General features: G+C 45.8%; 13 protein-coding genes. 7 read left to right on the top strand and 6 right to left on the bottom strand.

The window, feature by feature from the left end:
- The first annotated feature begins 199 nt into the window (after positions 1-199).
- The 4 genes from L4D74_RS19555 to L4D74_RS19540 all read left to right on the top strand — a co-directional run bounded on the left by L4D74_RS19555 (position 200) and on the right by L4D74_RS19540 (position 5871).
- Positions 200-1387 carry a 3-phenylpropionate MFS transporter gene (locus L4D74_RS19555; protein ID WP_428754133.1) on the top strand — a complete coding sequence of 396 codons (1188 nt, stop codon included), beginning with the start codon at positions 200-202 and terminating at the stop codon, positions 1385-1387.
- A gap of 69 nt (positions 1388-1456) precedes the next feature.
- Positions 1457-4885, top strand: coding sequence for a PAS domain-containing hybrid sensor histidine kinase/response regulator (locus L4D74_RS19550; RefSeq protein ID WP_428754131.1), 3429 nt, complete (start codon positions 1457-1459; stop codon positions 4883-4885).
- A gap of 163 nt (positions 4886-5048) precedes the next feature.
- The gene (locus tag L4D74_RS19545; RefSeq protein ID WP_428754129.1) at positions 5049-5381 is read left to right on the top strand and encodes a DUF3316 domain-containing protein; all 333 of its coding nucleotides are present in this window, start codon (positions 5049-5051) and stop codon (positions 5379-5381) included.
- A gap of 154 nt (positions 5382-5535) precedes the next feature.
- Positions 5536-5871, top strand: a complete 336-nt coding sequence (locus L4D74_RS19540) for a DUF3316 domain-containing protein (protein WP_428754128.1) — start codon at positions 5536-5538, stop codon at positions 5869-5871.
- Positions 5872-5972: 101 nt separating this feature from the next.
- Here the strand turns inward: L4D74_RS19540 and L4D74_RS19535 are convergent, their stop codons facing one another.
- Positions 5973-7676, bottom strand: a complete 1704-nt coding sequence (locus L4D74_RS19535) for a sodium:solute symporter family protein (RefSeq protein WP_428754126.1) — start codon at positions 7674-7676, stop codon at positions 5973-5975.
- Positions 7677-7686: 10 nt separating this feature from the next.
- Positions 7687-7953 carry a DUF4212 domain-containing protein gene (locus tag L4D74_RS19530; protein WP_250618715.1) on the bottom strand — a complete coding sequence of 89 codons (267 nt, stop codon included), beginning with the start codon at positions 7951-7953 and terminating at the stop codon, positions 7687-7689.
- Positions 7954-8286: 333 nt separating this feature from the next.
- Here L4D74_RS19530 and L4D74_RS19525 point away from each other — a divergent pair, with 333 nt between their 5' ends.
- Positions 8287-10023 (top strand): potassium/proton antiporter, encoded by a 1737-nt coding sequence (locus L4D74_RS19525; RefSeq protein ID WP_428754124.1) that lies wholly within the window; start codon positions 8287-8289, stop codon positions 10021-10023.
- Positions 10024-10138: 115 nt separating this feature from the next.
- On the opposite strand, the gene L4D74_RS19520 is transcribed toward L4D74_RS19525, so the two are convergent.
- From L4D74_RS19520 to aspA, 4 genes are all read right to left on the bottom strand, one after another.
- Positions 10139-10768, bottom strand: a complete 630-nt coding sequence (locus tag L4D74_RS19520) for a response regulator (protein WP_428754122.1) — start codon at positions 10766-10768, stop codon at positions 10139-10141.
- A gap of 99 nt (positions 10769-10867) precedes the next feature.
- Positions 10868-12655 carry a protein-disulfide reductase DsbD gene (locus L4D74_RS19515; RefSeq protein ID WP_428754188.1) on the bottom strand — a complete coding sequence of 596 codons (1788 nt, stop codon included), beginning with the start codon at positions 12653-12655 and terminating at the stop codon, positions 10868-10870.
- Between the two features lie 158 nt (positions 12656-12813).
- Positions 12814-14124: an anaerobic C4-dicarboxylate transporter gene (locus L4D74_RS19510; RefSeq protein ID WP_265674670.1), complete on the bottom strand. Its 1311-nt coding sequence runs from the start codon at positions 14122-14124 to the stop codon at positions 12814-12816.
- A gap of 150 nt (positions 14125-14274) precedes the next feature.
- Positions 14275-15726 carry an aspartate ammonia-lyase gene (aspA, locus tag L4D74_RS19505; RefSeq protein ID WP_265674672.1) on the bottom strand — a complete coding sequence of 484 codons (1452 nt, stop codon included), beginning with the start codon at positions 15724-15726 and terminating at the stop codon, positions 14275-14277.
- Positions 15727-16074: 348 nt separating this feature from the next.
- Here aspA and L4D74_RS19500 point away from each other — a divergent pair, with 348 nt between their 5' ends.
- Both L4D74_RS19500 and L4D74_RS19495 read left to right on the top strand, forming a co-directional pair.
- Positions 16075-16593, top strand: a complete 519-nt coding sequence (locus L4D74_RS19500) for an FxsA family protein (RefSeq protein ID WP_265674673.1) — start codon at positions 16075-16077, stop codon at positions 16591-16593.
- Between the two features lie 6 nt (positions 16594-16599).
- Positions 16600-17154, top strand: a complete 555-nt coding sequence (locus tag L4D74_RS19495; protein ID WP_428754121.1) for a hypothetical protein — start codon at positions 16600-16602, stop codon at positions 17152-17154.
- Positions 17155-17159: the final 5 nt, after the last annotated feature.

Below are 17159 nucleotides of genomic sequence, written 5' to 3'. Positions count from 1 at the left end.
ATAGGTGGCGGCTAACGTTACCCGTTTAATTGGCGATGGCTTGGTGCACGATGGAGAAAAGATAGGATTCGATATTTGAGGTAATTTATTTCTAGTAACAATTCCCTTTTTTGGAAACACGTGTCATTGCATAATGTGGCCGATCGCGCAGTGATCAGGTTATCTATCCTGATTTATTTCTTCTTTTTAGGTTGTTGTTATGTTGAATCCCTCCCCTTTTGCTTGGGTCTCCCAGTACCTATTTGGTTTCTTCTTTGCCTATGGTGTCTATTTGCCATTTTGGGCGTTGTGGTTTGAAGACCAAGGCGTGTCCGCAACGGATGTTGGTATGCTCATGGGGCTTGGATTTGCGACGCGCTGTGTCGCTAATTTATTGATTACACCAAGAATTCATCAGGTTGAGCGCTTACTTCCCGCACTTCGCTGGGCCACATTAGCTTGTACCCTATTTATTGCCATGCACCTTGCTGCCGGTGCCAATTTTATGTTGCTGGCATTGGTCACGGTATTATTTAATCTGAGTTTTGGCCCTATGGTGCCGCTGTCGGATGCAATGGCCAATCACTATGCGAACCGAGGCGTATTGGACTATGGTCGAGCACGGTTATGGGGCTCTGTCGCGTTTATCGCCGGCTCTTCGGTTGTCGGGTACTTGGCCTCGAAATATGGCGCCAATATGATTGTCTACACTGCTTTGGCTGGGTTTGTGCTGTCGATGCTGTTGGTGATGAGAACGCCAGTTAACCCACCCGAATCAGAAACGTCACATACGGCAGAGCGTCCGAGTTTAAAAAGCTTGTTGTGCGACAAAGAGGTGATTCGCTTTTTGGTATTGATTGCCCTTATTCAAGGTAGTCATGCGGCTTACTACAGTTTCAGTTCTATATATTGGAAAGAAGCGGGTCACCCTGAAAGTGTCATTGGCTACTTATGGAGTCTGGGTGTCGTTTCTGAGGTGCTATTGTTTGCCTTTAGTAAAAAATGGTTTGCTGGCTGGTCTTTGCGAACCTTATTTGTTGTTTCTTCTATTGGTGTGATCGTACGTTGGGGGTTGACGGCGTCAACAGTGGCCCTGCCTGCTTTGGTGGTTATCCAGTTACTTCATGGTGTCACGTTTGGTATCGCGCATATTGCTGCCATTCAATACATTCAAAAGTCAGAAGCCAATAAAATGGTGGCATTACAGTCACTTTATAATGCGATTCCTCTTGGTGCCTTTATAGCGCTAATGATGGCGGTAAGCGGCTGGGGGTATGAACAATGGGGTGCAAACATTTTCTGGGGTATGGCGTTTATGGGTGTATTAGCGTTATTTATTAAGGTTGAACCAAAAAGTAAACCCGTGAAAGACATCAAAGAGTTTTCTAAGCCTGACCCACAGAAATGATGCTAAGCGTTTGAGTTATTAGGCTATAGCCCTTTAAATGAGACCAAAGGTTTTAAAGGGATATAGCCAATGCAAGGATGGATAGTAATTCCTGTTTCACTGGCATACCTTGGGGTGTTATTTCTCATCGCGTGGTATGGAGACAGGCAAAAAAAGTGGTTGTCGAAGTGGCGACCTTGGGTTTATAGCCTCTCTATCGCGGTTTACTGCACCTCTTGGACCTTTTATGGCACGGTGGGGCAAGCCAGTAATAACCCGTGGTCGTTCCTACCTATTTATGTCGCGCCAATTCTAGTCTTTACCTTAGGTTGGCGAGTGATCGCTCGTTTAGTGCTGATTGCCAAGCGGGAACATATCACGTCGATTGCCGACTTTATCGCTGCCCGTTACGGAAAATCACAAGGCTTGGCTGTGGCTGTCACCCTAATCGCGGTGGCGGGGATCTTGCCTTATATTGCGCTGCAGTTGCGTGGTATTACTATGGGGCTCGACGTTGTCGCCCCTAACCTAGCCAATGATCTTGGTTATCAAGATACCCATATCTCTTGGTTCGTTGTCGGTGCATTAGCTGTTTTTACCATGCTATTCGGAACTCGTCATATTGATAATACCGAGCATCACCGTGGCATGATGATGGCGGTGGCGTTCGAGTCTATCGTCAAGTTGGTGGCCTTTTTGGTTGTTGGGTTTTTCATCCTTTATTTGGCATGGGAACGTCCTGATATTCGCCTAGCGGAGTTAGCATCTAGTACTTATCAGTCGCCCAATATTCCTACGCTACTTATCCACACCGCGTTAACCATGATGGCGATTATCTGTCTTCCTCGGCAGTTTCATACCATGGTGGTTGAAAATGAACGAGCAAAAGATTTGCATACTGCTCGCTGGCTATTTCCACTTTATTTGCTCCTTATGGGGCTATTTGTGTTGCCGATTGCATGGGTGGGACAGGGGCTGTTAATGGGGACCTCCCCCGATACGTATGTCATTAGTATCCCTAAGTTTGCCGATGCCGACCATATCGCGTTGTTGGCGTTTTTAGGTGGGACCTCTGCGGCGAGTGGTATGGTAATTGTGTCGACTATTGCGCTCGCCATTATGGTCTCAAATGATCTCGTGATGCCGTTGTTGTTGCGACGAATCAAGCTCGCTCATCGCTCCCATCGTCACCTGTCTGGCTTGCTGTTGATCATTCGTCGAGCGCTGATCTGCTTGCTGTTGTTTGGGGCGTGGTTGTTTTATCAGGCGTTAGATTCGATACATTCCTTATCTGCGATTGGCTTTTTGTCATTTTCAGCCATTACCCAGTTTGCCCCTGCGCTTATTGGCGGTTTGTATTGGCGACTGGGGAATAGAAAGGGTGTTTATGTCGGCTTGCTAGTGGGTTTTACCATCTGGTTGATTACCTTGATGGGCGAGACCGGGTTACTTGCAGGTGATGCGCAAAATAACCTGTTGATTTGGGTGATTACTCCGCCAGAGATGTTGTTATCTTTGGATATAAAAAGTTCTGATTGGGGCATGCTGATTAGCGTTGTGCTCAATGCGTTGTGTTTCATTGCCGTGTCGTTGTCGACAAGGGCGAGTTTAACGGAGCGCTTGCAGTCGGCTTCTTTTGTCGGTACGCCATTACCCGAAAGTGAAAATATTAGCTTATATCAAAGCCGAGTGACGGTGGCTGAACTCGAAATGTTAGCCTCTCGTTTTGTGGGGCGAACGCGAGTTCGCAGCGCTTATCGACAGTTTTGGCGGCAGCAGCAACAAGATGGATTACCTAATCAACAAGCGTCGGCCGAATTGATTCGACATACCGAACGAGTGCTGGCAGGAGTATTTGGTGCCTCTTCTGCTAAGCTCGTCCTGACATCTGCGCTGCAAGGTCGCAATATGCAACTCGAAGAAGTAGCGACGATCGTTGATGAAGCATCAGAGCTCTATCACTTTAGTCGAGGGTTACTACAGGGAGCGATAGAGCATATTGGACAAGGTATTGCGGTTGTTGATAAGCAACTTAGGTTAGTGGCGTGGAACCGGCGTTACCTTGAATTGTTTAGCTTCCCACCAGGGTTGATTCAAGTAGGGCGCCCTATTGCAGAGGTTATTCGACATAATGCCGAGCAAGGGCTTTGTGGTCCGGGCGATCCGAATGAACATGTTCGTAAACGTATCTATCATTTAGAGCAAGGATCGCCGCATACTTCATCAAGGATTCGCTCAGATGGTAGTGTGATTGAAGTTCAAGGTAACCCGATGCCCGGTGGCGGTTTTGTCATGAGTTTTACCGATATTACCGTATTTAGAGCCGCAGAAAGTGCGTTGCGTGATGCAAATGAGCGCTTGGAATCCAGAGTGACCGAGCGAACGAAAGAGCTGGAGCAATTAAATGCTCGTCTTGTATTCGCAACAAAAAAAGCCGAGTCTGAATCACAATCAAAAATGCGTTTTCTTGCAGCGGTCAGTCATGATTTGATGCAACCTTTGAATGCCGCTCGTTTGTTTGCTTCCTCGTTATCTGAAGTCAGTAAAGATGATGAAACGAAAAAGCTATCGTCACACATAGAGAGTGCGCTCGGCGCTGCGGAAGAGCTTATTGGCGACTTATTAGATATTTCTCGTTTGGAGTCAGGTAAGTTGCAAACGAAGGTGCGTGGGTTTGAGCTGTCGGAAGTGTTCGACACGCTAAAGGCCGAATTCAGTGCGATCTCGGTTGGGCAAAATATTCGATTTTCAGTGGTTTCTTCAGGTTTAATCGTTAAGTCGGATCCGAAATTACTGCGCCGAGTACTGCAGAACTTTCTTACCAATGCTTTTCGCTATAACCCCGAGGGGAAAGTGGTGTTGGGGGCTAGGCGAGTAAACGGCCGAGTGAGAATTGATGTTTGGGATGATGGTATTGGTATTCCTGAAAATAAACAAAAAGAGATTTTTGACGAGTTCTCTCGTGTCGATCAAGCGCGAGCCGATCAAGGGCTAGGGCTAGGGCTAGCGATCTCGAGAGGGATAGCCCGCGTTCTTAACCATCAAATTTCTATGCAGTCATGGCAAGACAAGGGTAGCGTATTCTCGATCACTCTAGATAAAGCGTATGAGATTGAGCCTATCTTGCAACCAGTGACAACAGCGCCACATGCTGCGCTTCAGCATTTAAACATTCTTTGTGTCGACAATGAACAAGATATCTTAGTGGGAATGGAGACTTTACTTGCTCGCTGGGGTTGTGACGTTAGAACGGCGCTGGACTTAGTTGGCAGTCTGAAACATCTGGATGATGATTGGCAACCCGATGTGATTTTTTCAGACTATCGTTTAGACAATGGTCGAACAGGTTTAGAAGTGCTCCAACAGTGTCGGCTGCGGTTGGGCGACTCATTTAAAGGTGTGATTATTAGCGCCGATCGTACTGAAACTATGCTTGAAGGCATTAAATCTAATGGCTTTAGCTTTTTACCAAAACCCGTTAAACCCCTCAAATTAAGGGCGATGCTCAATCGCACTTAGTCAGATAAAAGTGATGGAAAACATTAATGTCATGATTGTGTTGTTAAGTTTTCCATTGCTTTACCTTATATAACGCTTCCTTTACATAGCTTGACAGACGCTTTACATCAGGTGAGTTACGCTAGAGTCCTCTTCAAACACGTCAGTTAGAAAAGGTGAATATATGAAAAAACGATTAGTTGTAGCGTGTGTTGCGCTTATGTCTGGAAGTGTATTCGCAGGAAGCGATATTGGTAATAGCAAGTTGGAAACCGAAGCATTTTCCAGCAAGCAGAAAGCCTATGAGGCTGGCTACCAGTTGGTTGATGAACTTAATGAGATGTCCAGTGGTGCCTTGGCGCATCAATTCAAGCTGAATGCTCACAGTGACAACATCCAAGATGTTGAATTAAAAAACACTGAAATATCAGTTCAAGAATTCTCCGAAAAACAAGGAACTATAAAGTATCGCGCTCAGGTGAATGTCAGTTATCAATATGACGCGAAAGATAGTTAGTACTGTTCAGGTCTTATCTTAGGAAAAGGCAATATAATAGGGTGGCAAAAACAGGTTTATTCTCAATATCACCAAACTTAACGAGAATACGAACTTTTATTTGACGCACTATCTTTATCTCTAATGAGAATTTAGTAAGTAATGAGGTGTCATCATGAATAAACTAGCATTAATTACCGCGTCTTTGGTTCTATCATCTACAGCAATGGCGACCACAACATCACTGGTTGGTGATGTCGACTTACATTCAGAAGGCTTTAGCACTAAACAGCAAGCTTATGATGCAGGCTTTCAGATGGTTAATGATTTGAAAGCGATGCCTTCGACGGATTTAGTTTATAAGTTGAGAGTGCATGAAGGCGATTTATTGCGAAACAGTGTCCAAGTTGACGATGCGCAGGTCACCGTGCAGGAATATGCAGAAAATCGCGGTGAAATTAAGTACCGAGCGATTATCGATGTTGAGTATTCGTATAAAGAGCGCTCATAGCGGCTTACTTACCGTTTAGGTGACTGCCTGCGAGTCGCGTAAAAAAGACCAATGCGAACGCATTGGTCTTTTCTTCTTTAGCCAACGAATAAACGTTGTTATTAGTGGTCGTGTGCCTCACCAGCACCTTTCGGGTAGCGGATAGACTCAACCATTTCTTGTACATCTTCAGGTACTTCAGCAGTAAACTTGTTCACTACGATAGAGACAACAAAGTTTAGACACATACCCAGCGTACCGATGCCTTCTGGGCTGATACCAAACCACCAGTTTTCTGGTGTGCTTGCTGCTGGGTTAATGAACTTGAAGTAAATGATGTAGCTTGCTGTGAAGGCAATACCTGACAACATACCTGCAATTGCGCCTTCCTTGTTCATCTTCTTGTAGAAGATACCTAGGATGATGGCAGGGAAGAAGGATGCTGCGGCTAAGCCGAAGGCAAACGCTACTACCTGTGCTACAAAGCCTGGTGGATTAATACCTAAGTAACCTGCACCGACAATCGCGACCATGGCGGCTAGACGAGCAGCTAATAGCTCCTGCTTGTCGGTCATATTTGGTCTGAAGCCTTTCTTCAACAAGTCATGTGAAATCGACGTTGAGATGACCAATAGTAGACCAGCGGCTGTTGATAGTGCGGCTGCTAGACCACCAGCTGCAAGTAGTGCAACAACCCAGTTTGGTAGTTTCGCTAGCTCAGGAGAAGCCAGTACGATGATGTCACGGTTAATCTTCATTTCGTTGCGTTCATCGCCCGAGTAGAACATTTTGCCATCGCCGTTCTTATCTTCCCAGCCTACTAGGCCAGTGCTTTCCCAGTTTTTGTACCAGCTTGGTGCTTCTGCTGCGGGTACCCCTTTCATATCAGGGCCGTTAATGGTCTCAATCATATTAACACGAGCAAAAGCAGCAACACCTGGCGCTGTTGTGTAAAGCAAAGAGATGAACAGTAGTGCCCAACCTGCTGAGATACGTGCATCACGTACACGAGGTACAGTGAAGAAACGAATGATTACATGTGGCAGACCCGCAGTACCGACCATTAGAGCTGCACAGATGAAGAAGACATCGACCATGCTCTTGTTACCTTCGGTATAGGCGGTGAATCCGAGCTCTTCGGTTAAGCCATCGAGTTTATCGAGTAAGTAAACGTCCGTGCCTGAGATGGTCGACCCCATACCTACTTGTGGTAACGGGTTACCTGTCATCATAATAGAGGTAAAGATTGCTGGTACTAGGAAGGCGAAAATGAGGACACAGAATTGAGCAACCTGCGTATAAGTGATGCCTTTCATACCACCCAGGACGGCATAGAAGAACACAATGCCCATACCAATGATGATGCCTAAGTTAATGTCAACTTCTAGGAAGCGGGAGAAGACGACGCCCACACCACGCATTTGACCTGCTACATAGGTAAATGAAACGAAGATGGCACAAAATACCGCTACCATACGAGCTGTTTTCGAGTAGTAACGCTCACCGATGAAATCAGGAACGGTAAACTGACCGAATTTACGTAAGTAAGGTGCTAAACATAGTGCGAGTAGTACATAACCACCAGTCCAACCCATTAAGTAAACCGCACCGTCGTAGCCAACGAATGAGATGATACCTGCCATAGAAATGAACGATGCTGCAGACATCCAGTCTGCTGCGGTAGCCATACCATTTGCGACGGGGTGAACACCACCACCAGCCACGTAAAATTCACTGGTCGAGCCTGCTCGAGCCCAGATTGCGATACCGATATACAGTGCGAATGTAATACCGACGAGAATAAACGTCCAAGTTTGAATATCCATGTTCTAGCCTCTAGTCTTCCTGTACGTTGTATTTTTTGTCGAGCGCATTCATGCGAGCAACGTAAATAAATATCAGCGCCACGAAGGTGTATATCGAACCTTGTTGAGCAAACCAAAATCCTAGCTTGAAACCGCCAAATTGAATGGTATTAAGGGCATCAACAAATAGAATGCCTGCGCCGTAAGATACAACGAACCAGATGGCGAGCAGTGTCCCCATGATTCCCAAGTTTTCCTTCCAGTAGGCTTGCGCATGTTCCGATGATTCGAACGCCATGGCTATCTCCTTATTAAGTGGTGTTAACGTTATGTTACGTTTAATAAGGTAGCAGGGTCGTAGCAAGAACTCTGTGCAACTTTAGTCGAGCGGGGAGTCGGGTGAAATGCATTAATAACAAGGTGTTGAGTGGGATGCTTGCCAAAAGTGTGATGTTAAATTGCTGTTAAATTAGCCAAAGGTCTAATATTTAATGGTATCAACAAGCCGCGAGAGTGAAATTAAGTACACATTAATACACATGTGCTTAGTAAATTAGCTGAATTGATAGCCCACAAGTATGTTTTAATCGTCATGTTAGTAATGGGTTACAGAAATCACGGAGAGTAATGAGTGGACGCAGATTCAATTAACGGCCTGTTTTTGACTGGAGCAGTACTTGTCGCATTAAGTGTGCTGTTTAGTCAGGTATCCGCAAAGCTGGGCGTGCCTATCCTAGTGATGTTTTTAGGTGTCGGTATGTTGGCGGGAGAAGATGGCCCAGGGGGCATCTATTTTGATGATTATTCCATTACTTATTTAGTGAGTAACCTAGCGTTAGCGGTTATTTTGCTTGATGGTGGCATGCGTACACGCGTGGCCAGCTTTCGAGTCGCTTTTTGGCCTTCAATCACTATGGCAACACTGGGCGTTGCTTGTACCACAACGCTGACCGGCTTAATGGCCATGTGGCTGTTTGACTTAGAATTACTGCAAGGCATTTTGGTGGGGGCCATTGTCGGCTCTACCGACGCAGCCGCTGTGTTTTCTTTATTAAAAGGACGCCAGCTCAATGAGCGTGTTGGAGCAACACTAGAAATTGAATCCGGAACTAACGATCCCATGGCGGTATTCTTAACCGTCACGCTTATTGCTGTGCTTGGTAGCTCTGGTATGGATTTGGGCGCGACCTTCCTTATCAAAAGCTTTCTGATGCAATTTGGTATTGGAATTATTGTTGGTTTAGCTGGAGGGTGGTTACTGTGGAAGCTTGTTAACCGTACGCAATTGCACGAAGGATTATATTCAATACTGGTGATTAGTGGTGGTGTGGCGTTATTGGCGTTAGCCAATCATCTTGGTGGCAGTGGTATTTTATCTATCTATCTTGTTGGGCTATTGCTGGGCAATAAGCCGACACGTTCGCGTCATTCAATACTTAGTGTACTGGATGGTATGACTTGGCTAAGTCAGATTGTGATGTTTGTGGTGTTGGGTCTATTAGTGACGCCGTCGAGCCTGGTCGACATTATGGTGCCGGGTTTTGCCTTAGCCTTTGGTATGATCTTCTTTGCCCGGCCAATTTCCGTGTGGCTAGGTTTATCTCTGTTTAAGAGTTTCGGTGCTCGTGAAAAGTGGTTTATTTCTTGGATAGGCTTACGTGGTGCGGTTCCCATCATTTTGGCTGTGTATCCGATGATGGCGGGTTTACCTAATGCTCAGCTGTATTTCAATATTGCCTTCTTCGTCGTACTGGTGTCATTGGTGGTGCAAGGAGGTACGTTAATGAAAGCGGCGGCGTTAGCCAAAGTTGAGCTCCCTCCTAAACCAGAGCCTATTTCTCGCTCTGGCGTGGAAATATTTCCCGCCAGCGAGTGGGAGATGTTCATCTACAAACTGAAACCAGAAAAATGGTGTGTCGGCGAGCCGCTACGTAAATTAAAAATGCCAGAAGGAACCCGAATTGCAGCATTATTTCGAGATAATCAGTTGTTGCACCCGTCGGGAAGCACAGAGTTGCGAGCGAGTGATACTTTATGTGTATTAGCGCAAGATCAAAATTTAGATGCATTGAGTTTATTGTTTAGTGAGGCCCCAGAAGATGAAAATCTTGCTCGATTCTTTGGTGACTTTTTCCTTGATGCCACAGCGAAGCTGTCTGATGTTTCGACGTTTTATGGCCTTGAGTTTGAGTTTGAGGATGTCGATGCGGATATGACTCTCAAAAGTTTGGTTGAAAAAGAGCTGGGTGCTCAGCCTGTCTTAGGGGATAGCTTTGAATGGCACGGACTGCAATGGGTTGTTGCCGCCATTGACGAGAATGAAGTGACGAAACTAGGGCTTTGTTTGCCAGAGGCTCCGGATGAGTAGCGATATGGCGTGAATGGCATTATGGCGTGAATAGCACTATCGCGCCTTAATACTACAACGATGGGTATAGAATAAAGAACCCCCAAGCAATCATAAGGATTGTTTGGGGGTGTTTTTATTCGCTCGCCTCATTGAGTAAAATGACCGCTTGGGTTCGATTCTTTACGCCAAGTTTTCTAAAAATTGCCGTCATATGCGCTTTAATAGTGGCCTCCGACACATTCAAGTCATAGGCAATTTGCTTATTTAGCAACCCATCAGACAACATGCCTAGCACCTTGTATTGTTGAGGTGTCAGTGTGGCAATTTTTTCTGCGAGGTCACTGTAAGCGGAGTCCTCAGACATTAACTCGATAGGGAAGTAGGGTTCGCCTTCAAGCACTTGATTTAGAGCACCGATGAGAACTTTCATATCGCTTGATTTAGGGATAAAGCCAAAAGCGCCATGCATTTTTACCTGAGAAACAATGCTGGCTTCTTCGCTTGCTGAAATAACCACGATGGGGATATCCGGGTGGTCTGCTCTAAGTTGAATCAGTCCCGACATGCCATTTGCGCCCGGCATTTTTAAATCAAGCAAAATCAAATCTGGCTCTTCGCTTTTTTCAAGCAAACTAAGTAGAGAAGACAATGAATCCGCTTCTAATAGGTTGGCACCACTTATCGCCATATGTACTGATTGAAAAAGCGCGTTTCTAAACAGCGGATGATCGTCAGCGATAATGATGGTGTACGTCGGTTCCATGCTATCTCAACTTTTTAAAAAAATGTTAATACTATTATTGATTCTCTTGCGCTAGCAAACAATTAGCTCAATGCAAAACTCTGATGAGAATCGAATTTTTTACCGAGTTAGTTGGTTTTTTCTCAGGTGTTGCAAGAAATCTTCAGCTGGTACAAACCCTGTCAACCTTGCATTGGGTTGCGCTTGCCCTTGAGCGTCCCAAAATTCAATCGTCGGTAGCCCTAAAACATTCATGGCTTTGAGCAGTTCAATATCTTGAGGTTGGTTTTTGGTGACATCCGCTTGCAGTAGCACAAAGTCATCTAATACCGACTCAACGGCAGGATCGTGGAAGGTGTACTTTTCAAACTCTTTACACGCGACGCACCAATCTGCATAGAAATCGAGCATGACAGGTTTACCCGCGAGCTTTGCTTGTTCGAGTGCTTGATTGAGCTCGTTGATATTATTGACGCGTGTAAAGGTAATCTGTGCTTCATTCTGGGCTGCGTCACCAAACCAATATTGTAAGGCGGGTTGAGCAGAGGCGAACAGGCCGAGGATCGCGACAATACCGACAAAGCTTTGCTTCCAGCCACCAAAAGTGAGGCTATTTTTTTGATGATATAGCCAGCCAAATGCGACTACCCCTAAACCAGACCAAAGTAGGGTTGCCCACAGCTCTGGTAGAATTCGTTCAAGTAAGAAAATAGGTGCCGCGAGTAATACAAAACCAAACAACACTTTCACGCGGTCCATCCATCCGCCCGCTTTAGGCAGTAGCTTGTTACCAAAGACGGCAGCGGCAATAAGCGGGATACCCATCCCGAGTGCCAGCGCATATAAAGCAATACCACCCACCAGAAGATCACCACTTTGTGCGACGTAAAGTAAAGCACCAGAAAGAGGGGCGGTTGTGCAAGGCGAACAGACGAGCCCTGAGATGGCGCCCATTAAGAACACACCGAGTAGATTGCCTCCCTGCTGTTGATTACTCAGGCCGTTTAACCAAGTTTGAACTTTAGATGGTAACTGTATGGTATATAGACCGAACATCGAGAGCGCGAGCGCGACAAAGAGCACACTAAGGCCAATTAGGACATAAGGGTGCTGCATCGCTGCTTGAAATTGCATGCCAGCCGAAGCGACGACTAAGCCAAGCAAGGTATAGGTAAGCGCCATGCCTTGAACGTAGACAAAAGAAAGACCGAGCGCTTGTTTTTGAGTACGTTTCCCTCCACCTAATACAATACTGGTCAGTATCGGATACATGGGGAGCACGCAGGGAGTAAACGCGAGTCCAACACCGAGTAATAAAAACAGTGCTGGTGTCCACCAGACCTGTGAGAGTTTACTGGTTAGATCATTGTCTAATGCTGGCGCAGGTATTGCGGACTCTGCGGGTGTATCATTGATTACTTGAGCGGAGCTTGTTGTCGTAGCGGCATCATCGAAGGTAAACGGGGCAATATCAATGATACGAGTTTCCGGAGGGTAGCAAAAGCCTGCTTTGGCACAACCTTGGTATTGAACAATCAGTTTGCCATCGGGTTGATATGACTCCAGCGGTACCTGAATAAATAGCGGTTCAGTGTAAATGTTAACGTTGCCAAAAAACTCATCTTGGTAGGGGGTGCCATCTTCCATTTCAATGGCGCCAATGGTGATATTATCACCACTGATAAGGATTCTATCTTGATATAGGTAATAGTCGTCTTTGACCTGCCAGTCGATAAAAACGCGCTGTCCTTGTTGATAATAATTAAGTGGAAATGCCTCATCTACTGGGACAAAGGTATTGCTAGATTTAGGCGTAAAGGCTAAATCGGATCCTTGTCCAAATTGTGCAAAGCTTGACCATGAGAAGGTCATAAGAGAGAGCAATACGAGCTTAACGAATATTCTTATCATAAGGCGTTACTTGTGAGTTCACGTTTGAGTTATCGAAAATTACCGAAAGTTATCTTAACCTAAGACAGGCAGATAGGAAGTTTTGTTTCAAGGAAGGATAAAAAAAGAGCAACGTAATGCGTTGCTCTTTTAAATGGAGGCTATGTAGGTCGTGCTTAGCCTATGAGTAGACCACCAAAAGCAAACCCAAGTGCGACGGCTGTACTAATCGTCGCAACACCTGGGATGAAAAACGGGTGGTTAAATACGTATTGACCAATACGTGTAGAGCCCGTGTCATCCATTTCTACCGCAGCCAGCAGCGTAGGGTAGGTTGGCAATACAAATAGTGCGCTCACCGCAGCAAAAGAAGCCACGGCGGTAAGCGGAGCAACACCAATCGCGAGTGCTGCTGGCATCAACGCGACGGTTGTTGCACCTTGAGAGTAAAGCAGCATGGAAGCAAAGAATAAGACTAGCGCTAGCATCCATGGGTAGTCTTGTAATAAGGCTCCTGCAAAGTCTTTAATTTCATCGACATGGGCATTGACGAATGTTGAACCTAACCACGCGACACCTAACACACAAACGCACGCTGTCATACCTGAACGGAATGTCGCCGCCGCAGGAATTTGTGAAGCATCGATCTTTGTAAAAAGCGTGATAGCGCCAGCGGCAGCCAACATGATGGTCATAATGGCTTCATTACGGCCTAGTGCTGGATTTTCAATCAAACCTACTGAGCCGGAGATAGCCGCGGCATAACAAACCACAAATATGATTGCTGCTAAGAAAATATAGGTAGCCGTCTTTGCTGTCGGCAGAATATCGCGCTTTTGGGTAGTGTTGAGCTTAATCAAACCCTGAGCAAGACGTTCTTGATAAACCGGATCATCTTTTAGTTCACTGCCCATAAAGTTGGCAACAAACGCACCAACCATACAGGCGATGAAAGTGGTTGGAATACAAACCGCAAGTAGCGTTAAGTAATCGACGCCCATTGGTGCCAGCATGGCGGCAAACGCTACCACTGCGGCAGAGATAGGCGAAGCGGTGATGGCGATTTGCGACGCAACAACGGCAATTGACAGCGGGCGAGAAGGACGAACACCTTGGCCTTTTGCTACCTCAGCGATAACTGGCAATGTAGAGAAAGCGGTGTGACCCGTACCCGCGAGCAGTGTCATGAGGAAGGTGACGATGGGAGCGTAAAAGGTAATACGCTCGGGGTGTTTTCGTAAGAAGTTTTCTGCAATTTGTACTAACCAGTCCATACCGCCGGCCACTTGCATCGCCGCGATTGCGGTAATAACAGACATGATGATCAAGATAACATCAACGGGGATGTATGATTGGCTTGTAGGGACACCTAAAATGAGAGAAAGAGCGATGACACCAGCGCCCCCTGCTAAACCAATACCAATACCGCCGATACGTGCGCCCAAATAAATGAACAGTAGTACGACGGCGAGTTCTATAGCAACCATAGTAATTCCTCGAGTTATCGTTCGCTTAATCAATCCCAACAAGCATAGGCGGAAAGCGAACGGTTGTTTTGCGTTAAATCTGCATTGTTGAATGCGATGTGTTCGTAATAACCAGTAAAAAGGCCCCCGATAGGGAGCCTTAAGTAAACGTTATTCGTAGCGCTTGGCTTTATACTGAGGTTTCATCAGGTTGTCTACCGAGAAAATATCATCAAGCTCTTCTTCTGATAGAAGACCACGCTCAAGTACCACCTCTTTAACACTTTTACCGGTTTCTGCGCAGATTTTTCCGACGATATCGCCCTCGTGGTGACCGATGTAAGGGTTCAGATACGTTACGATACCAATTGAGTTATACACATAACTTTCACAGACTTCTTTATTCACAGTGATGCCATCAACACACTTGTCTCGTAAGTTTACACAGGCATTTTTTAGGATCTCTAAGGATTCAAACATGCTCTGTGCAATGACTGGTTCCATCACGTTGAGTTGCAGTTGTCCACCTTCAGCAGCAAACGAAATGGTATTGTCATTACCAAGGACTTTAAAGCACACTTGGTTTACAACCTCTGGAACTACCGGGTTTACTTTTGCTGGCATGATGGATGAACCAGCCTGCAGCTCTGGTAGGTTTAACTCATTTAAGCCTGAGCGAGGGCCAGAGGAGAGCAGGCGAAGATCATTACAGATTTTAGATAGCTTAACAGCTAAGCGTTTTAGGGCGCTGTGCGTCATTACGTAAGCACCACAATCTGACGTTGCTTCAATCAAATCTTCTGCAGGTACACACTCAAGTCCGGTAACGCTGGATAGGTGCTTAACGGCTAATTCTTGATAACCAGGTGCTGCGTTAAGGCCGGTACCAATTGCGGTTGCGCCAAGGTTGACCTCGAGTAAAAGCTTAGAGGTATAGTCAAGATTTTTAATTTCTTCGTTGAGCGTCACCGCCCAGGCGTGGAACTCTTGGCCCACCGTCATCGGTACGGCATCTTGTAGTTGAGTACGACCCATTTTTAAGATACCAGAGAACTCTTGGCTCTTAGATTCGAATGCCCCTTTTAGGTATTCGATTGAGTCCATGAGTTTTTTTACGCTGTTAAAGACCGCGATACGGAAGCCTGTTGGATAGGCGCAGTTGGTTGACTGACTTTTGTTTACGTGGTCGTTAGGGTTAATGAATTCGTATTGGCCTTTTTCCTTGCCCATTAATTCAAGGGCAACGTTAGCAATCACTTCATTGGTGTTCATGTTAACAGACGTACCCGCACCACCTTGGAAAACATCCGACGGGAATTGATCCATGCACTTACCCGTTTCTAAGATCACGTCACAGGCTTGAATAATGTACTGCGCCACATCTTTAGGTAAGACACCTAGCTCGCGGTTAGCCAGTGTTGCTGCCTTTTTCGTCATGACCATGCCGCGCACAAAATCAGGCACGTCAGAGATAGTTGCATTAGAGATATTGAAGTTTTCAATCGCGCGTAGAGTATGAATGCCGTAATAAGCATCCGCTGGAACATGACGTTGACCTAATAGATCTTCTTCGATGCGAGTGGCTTTAGCCGCTGTGTTTGGAGCGAGGGTGGAAGTAGCCATACTTGGATCCTTAGATAATTGTTCTGCTTAGATTACAGGGTCTTTGCCATATCTGTTTTAAAGAATCCATTCGCCAGAATAATTGGCTAGTTATTACGTCCTGATTTATAGGAAACATATTACTTAAAGTGGCACATAAAAATAGTAGCTAGATCACCTTTTTAACCTAATTATTGCAGAAATCTTATCGATTGATGTGGGATGAGATGCGCATCAAATAATTCGTTGCTTACGTTGTGGGACATATCCTGAAAAACTATTTCTTTGTTAATGCCAAGCAATGTGAGCGAATTATTTGTGGTTTGCTTCAATGTGGGCGTAAACTGACAGCAAACCAAGGAGGACACTGTGTTTCCGATATTATTATTACTCTTTATTTGTGTGCCAATTATTGAAATTGGCTTGTTTATTCAAGTGGGTGGCTTTTTAGGGCTATGGCCGACCATTGGACTAGTCCTAATTACGGCTTTTGTTGGGGCAACATTAGTTCGTAGCCAAGGACTACAAACTTTGATGTCGGTACAAACGCGCCTTCAGAAAGGTGAAATGCCAGCCCAGCAAATCGTGGAAGGCGTTATGCTTGCTGTGTCTGGTGTGCTGTTACTGACGCCCGGCTTCATGACGGATGCGATGGGAATGTTGGTGCTATTACCGGCTCCTCGTGCCGCCATTGCAAAATACTTGATGAGCAAAGTAGTGGTTAACACCATGCAAGGTGGTTTCCATCAAGGCCACGGCTCTCAAGGTGGATTTCAGTCCCATGACCCGTTTCAGCGTGGTCCATTTGACGGCCAAGGGCAAGATAGCAATACGTTTGAAGGTGAATTCGAGCGTAAAGATGACAACGATAGAAACAAGTTGAACTAACGGGCTATGTTAACTCGCTTTAAACTGACTCGGCGACGTTGGAATAACGTTTTGATTGTCGCCATTTCTCTCTTTATGGGAGTCATGGCTGCACCAACGCTTATTAAGCAGTATCTTATTTCCCCACAACCCCAAGCCTCCGCTCAACTGCAGGGGTCGCCCGGGATAATTTTAAATCCTAACGATCACGTAATCGAAATAAACGCGGCGGGGCTGCAGCTCTATTTAGAGGATAGTTCGTCTTCGGTAGAGCGAGTTAATTGGCTCGCGATTCCAGAGCGCTTTAATGAACAGGCAAATCAGTTGGCGCAGAATTGGCAAGGGATCCGTGGCACGGTTGTGGATGAACCTACTTTACAGCGCCTGAAACCTGCCCTTGAAAACCCAATAACCATTGAAGTGTGGTATCAAGAGGCAGAGGAACCACAACGTGTCACGGCCTATCGACTCGACCAGTTTTGGTTAATGACCACTTATCAGCAAGAGTGGGTCGCGGTGAGCTTTGATGAAGGTGATCTTTTGCCACTTTACGAGACGTCATCGCACAATAGAAACAAATAGAGGAA

Origin of the sequence: Vibrio cionasavignyae (genome assembly GCF_050337155.1) — a bacterium.
Taxonomy (GTDB): Bacteria; Pseudomonadota; Gammaproteobacteria; order Enterobacterales; family Vibrionaceae; genus Vibrio; species Vibrio nomapromontoriensis.
Note: the sequence above shows the minus strand (reverse complement) of the source record. Positions and strands in the feature narration are given on the sequence as shown.